A 12,249-nucleotide genomic window follows, 5' to 3' on the forward strand; every position below is an offset into this window, starting at 1 on the left:
CCCTGCTACAGGATTCGGGGTGCGCAGGCTAGGCGATCGCCACTTCCTCGAAGGTCAGTCCGGCGCGCGAGGTCAGCCGCTCCAGCAGATGTTCGCCCAGCGCGGAGGCGGGTGTCCAGAACCCTCCCGCACAGGTCAGGGGATCCTCGGCGAGGCTCAGTGCAGATTCGGCAAGCATGCGAGCAGTAGAGCCATAGCCGGGGTCGAGCGTGCCGGCGACGCGAACCCGCAGGTCACAGGCGCTGTCCTCCGGGTGCACGCCGTGGAAGAACAGCTCGTAGTGGCCGGCCTCGCGCTGTGCGCGGTCTGGGCCTTCACCCGGCTTCGGCAGAAACCGTTGCAGCAGTTTACGCCCCGGACCGGTCGACAGGCCGAGCATCACGCCACCCATGGCGAGGGTGTTGCGCAGGGCCTGCGCGCGCGAGCTGCAGAGCTGTGCCTCGTCAAAACGGAAATCGTCGCCCCAGGGTTTGCCCAGCAGGTAGTGGCTGCGGCGCACAACGCGCCCATTGATGGCGGCCATGATGAAAGGGCAGGTCCAGCGCTGGAAGTCGGGGTCATAGCGCGCCACCGTCTGGTCGCGCTCATCAGGGCCCGTGGTGCCGGCAGGGCAGAGAGAGTAGGGGTCGGCCAGCAGGGCGCGCACGTTCTTGTCCCGGCGCGCTTCGTCGAGCACTTCCAGCATGCTGGCCACGGTGCCACCGCTGGCCGTGCCGCGGTTGCGCCCGACACGGGACTTCACGTGGCGTGCAGGCACACCGTGCCGCGCCAGCATCTGGCGCTGCAGGAACCAGGTGCCCATGTCCGAGGGTATCGAGTCGAAGCCGCAACTGTGGACGATGCGCGCCCCACTGGCCGCGGCGGCGGACTGATAGGTGGGAATGACGCGCGCCATCCACTGCACCTCACCGGTGAGGTCACAGTAATGTGTGCCGTTTTCGGCGCAGCTGGCGACCAGCGCTGTCCCGTAACGGGCGTAGGGCCCCACGGTGCTGCAGATGACCCGGCTGCGGGCCGCCATCGCATTCAGGCTTCCCTCATCACCGCTGTCTGCCACAACCAGCGGTATTTCTACGCCGCCAGTGCTGGCCAAGAGGGACTGTTGTACGGCTCGCAGTTTGGTCTCGCTGCGACCACCCAGTGCCCAGCGCAGGGTGCCCTCGCCGGCGAGGTATTCCGCGACCAGCTGCCCGGTAAAACCGGTCGCTCCCCAGAGTATGATGTCGAACTCGCGCGCTGTGTCGGTCATGGGGTCATGTCCTGTAGGGGCTTCAGTGAATGCCGTGCATCATTTTTTTCAGCAGCGGTGCCAGCAGAAACTGCACCACCGCCACGCCGATGCCGACATAGAACAGTGTGGTAAACAGCTCCGTGTAGGTTGCCAGGGCCGTGGCAACGTCACCCACACCCGCCTGCAGATCCAGGGCAGCCAGTTTCGAGAGCTGCGCTGCCACATGCTGTGAGTAGGCGGTGGCGAGGAACCAGGCGCCCATCATGACACCTACAACACCGGGCACCGACAGTTTCGTCACTGCAGACAGGCCCACCGGCGACAGGCAGAGCTCGCCGGCAGTGTGCAGCAGGTAGGCCAACACCATCCAGTAGCCGATGACCAGTCCTGCCTCATTGGGGGACGCCGCGCCCGCCACCAGGGCGCCAAACCCGAGGCCGGCGAAACCCACCCCGAGGCCGAACTTCACCGGCGTTGAGGGTTCAATGCCGCGTCGTCCCATGGCAGTCCACAGCCAGGCGAAAACCGGCGCCAGCATGAAGATAAAGAACGAATTGAAAAAGCCGAACTGGGAAGCGGTGAAGTTGATGCCGAAGACAGTGCGATCCATGACACGGTCAGCGTAGAGCGTCATCGACGCGGCGCTCTGCTCGAACAGTGACCAGAACACGACACTGCAGATGGTCAGGGCAACCAGCACCAGCATGCGGCTGCGCTCCACGGGCTGGCATCGATACGCGATAAACCAGGCCAGACCCAGCAGCACAATGATCGCGAGCACGTTGAGTAGCACACCCACCGCACCGTGGAACTGCAGCATCTGCCAGGCCGCAACGACCCCGCCGCCGGCGCCCAGGTAGATGGCCCACTCCTTGTTCAGGCTGGGCAGAACACGTTCCTGCAGGCGTTCGGGTACCGGAGGCTCAGCGTAACCACGCAGATGTTTCTGCCCGTGCAGGAAGGTGACCAGGCCAAACAGCATGCCGATACCGGCGACACCGAATCCGTAGCCCCAGCCATAGGTCACGCCCAGATAACCGCACACGAGTGTCGCCGTGAGCGCGCCGAGGTTGATGCCCATGTAGAAAATGGTAAAACCCGCATCCCGGCGAGGATCATCAATGGCGTAGAGGCGGCCGACAATGGTTGAAATGTTCGGCTTGAGGAAACCCACCCCGACCACAATCAGCGCCAGTGAAAAGTAAAACACCTGTAGCGCCCGGTCATCGCGAACGACCGTATCACCCACCAGCCGCGCCTGTTCGCCCTCAAAGGCCATGCCCAGATGGCCGAGCACCAGCAGCAGCCCCCCGAAGACCACCGATTTGCGCATGCCCAGATAGCGATCGGCCAGCAGCCCGCCGATCACCGGCATCGCATAGACCAGTGCTGCGTAACCTCCAAGTACTTCAAGGCCATTGGCATCCGAGAACAGGTGGTACTTGGTGAGGTAGAGCAGCAGGAGGTATTTCATGCCGTAGAAAGAGAAACGTTCCCACAGCTCGGTGGCGAAACAGACATACAACCCGCGGGGGTGCCCGAAAAAGGCGGTGTCATCGGCGGGGGCGGGCGTCGCTGTTATTGTCATTCCACGGGTTCCTGCTGGCGAGAGGCATTGGCTTGCGCGTGTGACGGGAGAATACCACTCCTTTCGGGCGATTGCGCAGCCCCTCGCGTGCGGCCCCGAGCCCCCACGCGACGCCGTGCGTGCATGCTGCGAACAAAGCGACTAAGCTTTTCGCTTCCAGTTGCCGTTCACGGAGCTTTCATGACTTCACCCCTCGCTTCTTTGGTCGCCGCCTGTGGCTTGAGCGCCTGCCTGGCCTGGTCGCACAGTACTGCAGCGCTGACCGTTGACGAGCAGGTTCAGAAGGACCTGCATTTCCACATCGCTGAGCTGGCGCAGGATGCCTATGCCGGGCGAGAGCCGGGAACGCCCGGCGAGGAGATGACCATCGACTGGCTGGTCAGGCATTTTGCCGAGCTGGGGGCAAGCCCGGGCAACGGTGACAGCTGGCTGCAGGAGGTCGCCATCACCGCAGTGACGACGGACCCCGCGGCGGTATTGGCGATCCGTGGGGACGGTTTCAGCGCCGACTGGTCCTATGGCGAGCAGATGATGGTGGCAACGCAGCAGCAGGTGGCCACCACGGGTATCGAAGACGCCGAGCTGGTGTTCGTCGGCTACGGGATCAATGCCCCGGAGCGGGGCTGGAACGATTACGCCGGTATCGATGTGCGGGGCAAAACCGTGGTCATCTTGATCAATGACCCCGGATTCGCAACCCAGGACCCGGCGCTGTTCAACGGCAATGCCATGACCTACTACGGGCGCTGGGACTACAAATACGCGGAGGCGGCGCGCCAGGGCGCTGCGGCCGCCCTGATCGTGCACGAAACCGACGCCGCCGCCTACCCCTGGGAGGTGGTGCGCAACAGCTGGTCGGGCGCCAAGATTGGCCTGACGGCGGAGAATCGTCACCGCGACAAGCTGGCGGTGGAGGGCTGGATCCCCCTGCAACAGGCGCAGGCACTGTTCGCGGCGGCGGGTCGCGACTACACGCAAGACAAGGCCGCGGCAGCCAGGGCTGGCTTCCGGGCGCTGCCCCTGGGCGCGCTGACGGCTTCGGTCACGCTGAGCAATACCCTCGCCGATCGTGTGTCCCACAATGTCGCGGCATTGATTCCCGGGACCAGCCACCCCGATGAGGTGATTATCTACACCGCGCACTGGGATCACCTGGGTGTGCGGCCGGCCGATGACGGCGACAATATCTACAACGGCGCCAGTGACAACGCGTCGGGCGTGGCGGGGCTGCTCGCGCTGGCGCGGCAGTTCCTGGAGGACGGGGCGCGGCCTGAACGGTCCCTCCTGTTCCTCGCGGTGACGGCAGAGGAGTCAGGGCTCCTGGGCTCGAAGTATTACGCGCAGAACCCCCTGTTCCCGCCAGAGAAAACCGTGGCCAACTTCAATATGGATAACATCGCCGCCGGTAACCTCGGGCGTACCCGCGATGTCGCCGTAGTCGGGTATGGCAACAGCGAGTTGGAAGACTACCTGCTGCGCGCCGCCCAGCGGCAGGGTCGTGTTGTGGTACAGGAGCCCTATCCGGAAAAGGGTTCCTACTACCGCTCCGATCATTTCTCACTTGCGCAGGTGGGTATCCCGGCGCTCTATCTCACCAATGCCACGGACAGCATTGAGCACGGCAAGGCCTGGGGCGATGCCCGGTTGCGCGATTACGTTGCCAATCACTACCACAAGCCTTCCGACGAGTATGACCCCGCCTGGGATCTGAGCGGCGCCGCCCAGGAAGTCCTGCTGCTGCTGGAGATGGGTCGGGAACTGGCCTCCAACCGCGATTTCCCCGAGTGGCGCGATGGGGTGGAGTTCAAGGCGGCGCGCGAGGCCTCGCTGGCGGAGTAGGTCAGTGTCCGCCGCCGGCTTGCCACAGCAGGTCGGGTTTCGGCGTTTCTGCGGTGCTGGGCGGTAGCAGCGGGTAGCTGACTCGGGGCGGTTCGCCGCTCAGCGACTCCAGGAAGGCCGTTATCTGACGGATCTCCTGCGCGTTCAACTCCGCCCCCAGTTGCGAGCGACCCATGATCGCCACGGCTTCCTCCAGGCTCCAGACCGCGCCGGAGTGAAAGTAGGGGGCGGTCAGCGCAACGTTGCGCAGCGGTGCCGCGCGGAAGACATATTCATCCGTTGCGGTGCGGGTGACGGCGAAGCGCCCCTTGTCGCCCACCGGCAGAATGTCGGCGCCGGGTTTCGCAATGAGACCGAAGGGGAAATAGTGCTGTCCGCCGAAGTTCACCCCGGTGTGGCAGGCAGCACAGCCCTTGTCCATAAACAGCGCCAGGCCGTTTTTCTGCTCATCGCTCAGTGCCGCATCGTCGCCCAGGAGGTACTGGTCGAACGCCGAGCCGGGTGTGGTCAGCGTGGTTTCGAAGGCCTCGATGGCCAGCGCCATGTTCTCGAAGCTGACCGGGTCCGGTTCGCCGGGAAAGGCCGTGCGGAAGCGCTCAACGTAGGCCGGCATGCTGTTCAGCGTGGCGGTGACCCGCTCGGGTGTGCTGCTCATCTCGACGCTCGCCTGCACCGGGCCCTTGGCCTGTTCTGCAAGGTCGGCAGCGCGGCCGTCCCAGAACTGGGCGGCGTTGAAGACCGCATTGAATACGGTGGGCGAGTTACGTGGCCCACGCTGCCAGCCATGCCCAATGGATGTGGGTAGATAGTCGTGGCCGCCGAACCCCACATTGTGGCAGGTGTTGCAGCTGATCAGGTGACTCGCTGAAAGTCTCGGCTCGAAGAACAGCATCTTGCCCAATTCAGCCTGATCTTCGTTCACCGACCGGGTGGCCGGGTCCCCGGCTACGGGAATCGGATTGAACAGATCATTGGCGCGATCGCGCAGGGGTTCCGCGCCGGCAGAGGGAATCTGCATCAATGCGGCGAGCAGGAGTCCGGTCACAGGGATTGCCCGGCAGGGGGGAACAGGTGGCATGGTCATTCCTCACTGTGTTTTGTATCAGAACCATAGTGGGGGCGCCTGCGGGGGCGAGCAAGTGTATCGTCACCCGCGCTTGATGCAGATCAAATCAGCGGCGCGTGATGGTAAATGGAGACCACGACTGACTCACGGGCATGAGTTCCAGCGCGTTGACATTGAGGTGCGGCGGGAGTGTTGCCAGCCAGAACACGGTGTCGGCAATGTCCTCCGGCTGAATGGGCTCGGCGCCCGCGTACAACGCGTCATAGGCTGCCTGGTCGCCGCCGGTGCGCACCAGTGTGAATTCGCTCTCTGAGAGCCCCGGGGCCAGGCAGCTCACGCGCACGCCGCTGCCCTGCAGGTCGCTGCGCAGCGCCAGTGAAAACTGTTCCACAAAGGCCTTGCTGCCACAGTACACGTTGCCACCGGGGTAGGGCCAGTGACCGGCGACAGAGCCGATATTGATGATGCTGGTGCCCCTGCCGCGGGCTACCAGGCGTGGCAGCAGGGCATGGGTTACCGTAGTCAGCCCCTTGATGTTGGTGTCGATCATCCGGTGCCACTGCTCCAGATCACAGTCCTGGGCCGGCGCAGTGCCCAACGCAAGCCCCGCATTGTTGACCAGGACATGCACGTCGCTGAAGGGCTCGGGCAGCGCGGCCACCGCCGCCTGCACCGCAGGGGTCTCCCGAACATCGAGGCACACGCTGTGCACGGCACACTGCGTTTCGAGTTCAGCCTGCAATGTGTCCAGGCGGTCGACACGGCGGCCGCAGAGAACAAGGTTCCAGCCTGCGGCGGCGAAGCGGCGCGCGCAGGCGCGGCCAAAGCCGGAAGTGGCGCCGGTGATGAAAGCGGTGTTGGGCATAAGCTGAACCTGCTCCTGAATTGGGCCGCCTCAGGCGGCGACGGCACGCGCCTGGACCCGGGCTGGCGTGTGGTTGCGGATGACGGCGCAGATGGTCTGCGGGTCGTTCAGCCGTTTGATGTCGGCAAACAGCGCCGCCGCCTGGGGGTAATAGTGACGCAGGTAACCCAGCCATTGCTTGACCGGCCCCGCAGCGTGCCGTTCCGCACACGCCAGGCGCTTCTGCTGCGCGAAGCCCTGCAGCAGTTCGGCGATATCCAGCCAGTCCAGTGCCGGGGTGTCGACGCCATCGGCGGCGGCACGCACCAGGCGAGGCAGATCGGGTCGACAGAGCACGCCCCGACCCAGCATGAGGTCCTCGCAGCGGCTCGCCGCGCGCGCGCGATGGCTGTCGTCCGGGCTCCAGATTTCGCCGTTGGCGATGACCGGGAAATCCACCAGTTCAACCGCCCGCGCAATTTCGTCCCACCACGCGGGCGGTTTGTAACCATCGCTGCGGGTGCGCGCGTGAACGGCGAGTTCGTCCACCCCCGCGTCGGCCAGCGCGCGAACATTATCGAGAAACGGCGACCGGTCTTCGAAGCCCAACCGAATCTTGGCCGTGACCGGAATGCCGGGGGGTACTGCACGACGCACTGCGGCTGCAATGGAACCCACGCGTAGCGGTTCCCGCAGCAACACGGCGCCGCCGTCGGAGCGATTGACGGTCTTCGCCGGGCAGCCGAAGTTGATGTCTATTCCGGGAGCACCGAGTTCCGCGGCCCGCACGGCGTTGTCTGCCATCGGCTGCGCCTGTCCGCCCAGTAACTGCAGGAACACTGGCACACCAGCCGGCGTCGTGCCGCCCTGCTGTAGTTCCGGGCACAGGCGATAGAAGACCCGGGGCGGCAGCAGGCGGTCGCTGACTCGAACAAATTCAGTGACGCAGCGGTCAAGTCCACCGATTTGGGTCAGCAGGGCGCGCATGCTGGCGTCGATAACGCCTTCCATGGGGGCGAGAATGAGTCGCACATCAAGTCTCCGGTTAACGTGGCAGTATAGCGCTGCAGTCACTGGTGGTTAAGCCCGTTTGCAGGGCATCCCCGTGGATTGCCCGTTGGCGCCCTGGCGGCAAGATGATTTATGATGCGAGCGTGATCTGACGCGGGAAGCGAGTGTGCGCGAAGACGAGCTTTTTATGCAGGGCGTGGAGCTGATGCTGTTTGGTGTCAGCACTGTGGCGATTTTCCTCTCCCTCCTGGTGGTGGTCATTGCGCTCGCTTCGCGGGTGATTCTGCGTTTTTTTCCGGAACCCGCCCCGGCAGTGCCCGACCGGCATGGCGGAACGGCATCCGGCGCACCGCCGGCTAACGCACAGGCACTGGATGCGGAGCGGGTTGCGGTGATCACGGCCGCTGTACATCAACACCGCCAACGCCGCCGCGCCGGCCAGGGTTTACCCAGGAGACACACCGCATGACCGAGAACAAGCGCCCGCTGGGCATCACCGACGTGGTCCTGCGCGATGGCAACCAGTCACTGCTGGCAACACGCGTGCGCCTGGACGATATGTTGCCGATTGCTGCGGAGCTGGATACCGTCGGTTTCTGGTCGGTGGAAACCTGGGGCGGGGCGACCTTCGACGCCTGTATCCGTTACCTGGGAGAAGATCCCTGGGAGCGCATTCGCGAATTCAAAAAAGCCATGCCCAACACGCGCCAGCAAATGCTGCTGCGTGGCCAGAACATTCTCGGCTACCGGCACTACGCCGATGACGTTGTGGAGCGCTTCGTGGAGCGGGCCGCCGCCAATGGTGTGGATGTGTTCCGTGTGTTCGATGCCATGAATGACATGCGTAATATCGAGGTGGCGCTGAAGGCGGTCAAGGCTGTCGAACGCCATGCCCAGGGCACCATTTCCTACACGCTCAGCCCCGTGCACACGCTGGAGGCCTGGGTCGACCAGGGCAAGCGCATCGAGGATATGGGCGCCGACTCCATTGCCATCAAGGACATGGCGGGGCTGTTGCGCCCCTACACCGGCTACGAACTGGTGCGCCGGCTCAAGGAGAGCTGCGCAATCCCCATCCACATGCAGTGTCACGCCACCACTGGTCTGTCGACGGCAACGATCTTGAAGTGTGTGGAGGCGGGCATCGACAACGTGGATACCTCCATCTCGTCGATGTCGATGACCTACGGGCACTCGCCCACGGAGTCGGTTGTCGCGATCCTGCAGGATACCGAGCGGGATACCGGCCTGAACCTGGAGAAGCTGGCGGATATTGCCAACTACTTTCGCGGCGTGCGCAAGAAGTACGCGGCGTTTGAGGGGTCGCTGCGCGGTGTGGATGCGCGCATCCTGGTGGCCCAGGTGCCGGGCGGCATGCTGACCAACATGGAAAACCAGCTGCGGGAACAGGGCGCTCTGGATCGCATGGACGAAGTGCTGGAGGAGATACCCAGAGTGCGCGAGGATCTGGGCTTCATTCCGCTGGTCACCCCCACCTCGCAGATAGTGGGAACCCAGGCCGTGCTCAATGTGCTCACCGGCGAGCGCTACAAATCCATATCGCGCGAAACGGCCGGTGTGCTCAAGGGCGAATACGGCGCGACCCCCGCAGCGGTCAACGCCGAATTGCAGCAGCGGGTTCTTGAGGGCAAGGAAGTGATCACCTGCCGTCCTGCGGACCTGCTGGAGCCGGAACTGGAGGCACTGTCTGCCGAGCTGCGCGCGCTGGCAGAGGAGAAGGGCATCACGCTTGCGAGCGGCGAGCAGGCCGTTGATGACGTCCTCACCTATGCCCTGTTTCCCCAGATTGGCCTGCGCTTTCTCGAGCACCGCGGCGACCCTGCGGCCTTCGAAGCGGCGCCGGGTACTGCGTCCTCGGCGCAGGCGAAGGAGCAGCCCCCGGTCAAGGCGCAGGCTCAGGGGTCCTCAGCCTCCGGTGACGCCGCGGCCGACTCGGGCGTGTACACGGTGCGCGTCAATGGGCAATCCTATGTGGTAGAAGTGAGTGCCGGTGGTGATCTGGAGCATGTGCGCGAGGTCACCGTCGACCGACCCGCTGCCGAACCCGTCGCCGCGGCAGACGGTGTCCCGGTGCCGGCGCCGCTGGCGGGTAACATTTTCAAGGTGAGTGTGCAGGTAGGTGACAGGGTCGCCGCGGGTCAGGTTATCGTGCTGCTGGAAGCCATGAAAATGGAGACCGAAGTGCGCGCACCGCAGGACGGCACGGTCGCCCGTGTTGAGGTCAAGGCCGGCGATGTCGTTGCGGTTGGCGACACACTGATTACCCTGGCCTGACGCCGATGGAAAACCTGTCGCGTCTGTGGGACTCCACCGGACTGGCTCATTTTCAGGCGGGCCAGGTGGTTATGATCGGCATTGGGCTGCTGTTGCTGTTCCTGGCCATTCGCAAGCAATTCGAGCCGCTGTTGCTGGTGCCGATTGGCTTCGGCGGCGTGCTCGCCAACATCCCCGGTGCCGGCCTCGCGTACTCCGCGGCGGAGAATGCGCTGCACAGCACGGACCCGGTTGTGCTCGCGGAGATGGCGCGCCTGTTGGGACAATCGGCGGTCGATGACGCAGAAGCGTTGCTGCGGGCGCTCGGCCTCGCCGCGCCTGCGCTGCAACTCGCTGCCCAGAGTGCGGCGGAAGCGGCGGGTTTCAGTGACGGCATGTTGTACACGTTTTACCGGGTGGCGATTGCCAGCGGCGTGGCGCCTCTGGTGATTTTCATGGGGGTGGGCGCGATGACCGATTTCGGCCCACTGCTGGCCAACCCGCGTACACTGTTTCTCGGCGCTGCCGCGCAATTCGGTATTTTCGCGACCGTGCTCGGGGCCGTCGGCCTGAGTACCCTGGGGGTGATGGATTTCACCCTGGCGGACGCCGCCGCCATCGGCATTATCGGCGGGGCTGATGGCCCCACGGCGATCTATGTCGCCAGCCTGCTGGCCCCGGATCTGCTCGGGCCGATCGCCGTCGCAGCCTATTCCTACATGGCACTGGTGCCCCTGATCCAGCCACCCATCATGCGCGCGCTCACCACCCAGGCGGAACGCGAGATTGTCATGACACAGCTGCGCCAGGTGTCACAGCGAGAGAAAATCGTGTTTCCCCTGATGCTGCTCATCCTGGTGGCGCTGCTGCTGCCGGCCGCGGCGCCGCTGCTTGGCATGTTCTGCTTCGGCAACCTGATGAAAGAGTGTGGTGTGGTCAAGCGCCTGAGCGATGCTGCGCAGAATGCGCTGATCAACATCACGACTATATTTCTCGGTCTATCGGTCGGGTCCAAGCTGGTCGCTGACAAGTTTCTGGACATCGAGACCCTGGGTATCATGTTGCTCGGCGTGCTCGCGTTCGCCATTGGTACGGCCTCCGGCGTGCTGATCGCGAAGCTGATGAACCGGTTTGGCAGTCATCCCCTCAATCCGCTGATCGGTTCCGCCGGCGTGTCCGCGGTGCCGATGGCGGCCCGGGTCAGCAATCGCCTGGGTCTGGAGGCGAACCCCAGCAACTATCTACTGATGCATGCCATGGGTCCCAACGTCGCCGGGGTGATCGGCTCAGCGGTGGCGGCGGGCGTGATGATCAGCCTGGTAGGCGGCTAGGCTGCGCTGATTGACCTGCCATTGTCGAGGCGGCAGGCTGACAATTGGTGCGCGCAGGATTAATTTTGTACACTGCGCGCTTGTGAACTGGTGAGTCTGAGAGCGCATGAACCCCAATTACCTTGATTTTGAACAGCCCATCGCCGAGCTTGAGGTCAAGATTGAAGAACTGCAGCTCGTGGGCACCGATGCCGACATCAACATCAGCGAAGAGATTCGCACCCTGCGCGAGAAAAGCGCCAAGCTCACCGAGAAGATCTACGCCAACCTGAGCCCCTGGGATATCGTCAAGGTGGCGCGCCACCCCAGACGCCCCTACACGCTGGATTACATCTCCCGCCTGTTTACTGACTTCGACGAATTGCACGGCGATCGTCACTTCGGCGACGACCGCGCCATTGTCGGGGGTACTGCGCGTCTCAACGGCCGCCCGGTCATGGTGATCGGGCAGGAAAAGGGCAGGGCGGTGAAAGACAAGGTCCTGCGCAACTTCGGTATGCCCAAGCCCGAAGGCTACCGCAAGGCGCTGCGCCTGATGACCATGGCGGAGCGCTTCAAATTGCCGGTCATCACGCTGATCGACACCCCGGGAGCCTATCCGGGCATTGACTCCGAGGAACGTGGCATCAGCGAGGCGATCGCGCAGAATCTGGCCGTGATGTCGCGGCTCGCCACGCCAATTATCTGTGTGGTGATCGGCGAAGGCAGCTCTGGCGGTGCCCTGGGCATCGGCGTCGGCGATCATCTGGCGATGCTGCAGTATGCGACCTACTTCGTGATCTCTCCCGAGGGTTGTGCCAACATCATCTGGAAAAGCACCGCCAACGCGCCCGAGGCGGCGGCTGCGATGGGTGTCACCTCCAAGGTCCTGCAGGATCTGGGTATTGTCGACGCGACCATTCCCGAGCCCATGGGCGGTGCGCACCGCAACGTCGACCTGATGGCGGAACGCATACAGGCTCACCTCATCAAGGAACTGGATCGCCTCGAGCAGGCCCCGGTGGAAGACATGCTTGAGCGCCGCTACCAACGCCTGATGTCCTACGGCAACTGAGTGCGCTGCAG

Annotated in this window: 10 protein-coding genes; 5 read left to right on the forward strand and 5 right to left on the reverse strand. The window is 64.1% G+C overall.

Going from position 1 to position 12,249, the window contains the following annotated elements; translation table 11 throughout:
- Window positions 1–28: 28 nt before the first annotated feature.
- Together AACZ17_RS02745 and AACZ17_RS02750 are read right to left on the reverse strand one after the other, a co-directional pair.
- Window positions 29–1,249, reverse strand: coding sequence for a saccharopine dehydrogenase NADP-binding domain-containing protein (locus AACZ17_RS02745; protein ID WP_290738722.1), 1,221 nt, complete (start codon window positions 1,247–1,249; stop codon window positions 29–31).
- 22 nt (window positions 1,250–1,271) lie between these two features.
- Window positions 1,272–2,819 carry an oligopeptide:H+ symporter gene (locus AACZ17_RS02750; RefSeq protein WP_290738724.1) on the reverse strand — a complete coding sequence of 516 codons (1,548 nt, stop codon included), beginning with the start codon at window positions 2,817–2,819 and terminating at the stop codon, window positions 1,272–1,274.
- A 180-nt stretch (window positions 2,820–2,999) separates the two neighbouring features.
- Here AACZ17_RS02750 and AACZ17_RS02755 point away from each other — a divergent pair, with 180 nt between their 5' ends.
- Window positions 3,000–4,658 carry a M28 family metallopeptidase gene (locus AACZ17_RS02755; RefSeq protein ID WP_290738727.1) on the forward strand — a complete coding sequence of 553 codons (1,659 nt, stop codon included), beginning with the start codon at window positions 3,000–3,002 and terminating at the stop codon, window positions 4,656–4,658.
- Window position 4,659: 1 nt separating this feature from the next.
- On the opposite strand, the gene AACZ17_RS02760 is transcribed toward AACZ17_RS02755, so the two are convergent.
- The 3 genes from AACZ17_RS02760 to AACZ17_RS02770 all read right to left on the reverse strand — a co-directional run bounded on the left by AACZ17_RS02760 (window position 4,660) and on the right by AACZ17_RS02770 (window position 7,600).
- Window positions 4,660–5,736, reverse strand: a complete 1,077-nt coding sequence (locus AACZ17_RS02760) for a cytochrome-c peroxidase (RefSeq protein ID WP_339637690.1) — start codon at window positions 5,734–5,736, stop codon at window positions 4,660–4,662.
- 94 nt (window positions 5,737–5,830) lie between these two features.
- Window positions 5,831–6,589, reverse strand: a complete 759-nt coding sequence (locus AACZ17_RS02765; RefSeq protein ID WP_290738733.1) for an SDR family NAD(P)-dependent oxidoreductase — start codon at window positions 6,587–6,589, stop codon at window positions 5,831–5,833.
- A gap of 30 nt (window positions 6,590–6,619) precedes the next feature.
- Window positions 6,620–7,600, reverse strand: coding sequence for a tRNA-dihydrouridine synthase (locus AACZ17_RS02770; protein WP_290738736.1), 981 nt, complete (start codon window positions 7,598–7,600; stop codon window positions 6,620–6,622).
- A gap of 145 nt (window positions 7,601–7,745) precedes the next feature.
- On the opposite strand from AACZ17_RS02770, the gene AACZ17_RS02775 reads away from it, so the two are divergent.
- The 4 genes from AACZ17_RS02775 (at window position 7,746) to accA (ending at window position 12,238) form a co-directional block, all read left to right on the forward strand.
- Window positions 7,746–8,048 carry an OadG family protein gene (locus AACZ17_RS02775; protein WP_290738739.1) on the forward strand — a complete coding sequence of 101 codons (303 nt, stop codon included), beginning with the start codon at window positions 7,746–7,748 and terminating at the stop codon, window positions 8,046–8,048.
- Entirely contained in the window at window positions 8,045–9,874 is a 1,830-nt protein-coding gene (gene oadA, locus AACZ17_RS02780; RefSeq protein WP_290738742.1) for a sodium-extruding oxaloacetate decarboxylase subunit alpha, read from the forward strand. Before AACZ17_RS02775 ends, oadA begins: the two co-directional genes overlap by 4 nt.
- Before the next feature lie 5 nt (window positions 9,875–9,879).
- A complete protein-coding gene (locus AACZ17_RS02785) occupies window positions 9,880–11,184 on the forward strand; it encodes a sodium ion-translocating decarboxylase subunit beta (protein WP_290738745.1) in 1,305 nt (434 codons plus the stop codon).
- Window positions 11,185–11,290: 106 nt separating this feature from the next.
- Complete coding sequence (gene accA, locus AACZ17_RS02790) at window positions 11,291–12,238, forward strand: acetyl-CoA carboxylase carboxyl transferase subunit alpha (protein WP_290738748.1); 948 nt, start codon at window positions 11,291–11,293, stop codon at window positions 12,236–12,238.
- Window positions 12,239–12,249 lie beyond the last annotated feature (11 nt).

This window comes from uncultured Haliea sp., assembly GCF_963973825.1.
In the GTDB taxonomy this organism is placed as follows: domain Bacteria; phylum Pseudomonadota; class Gammaproteobacteria; order Pseudomonadales; family Halieaceae; genus Haliea.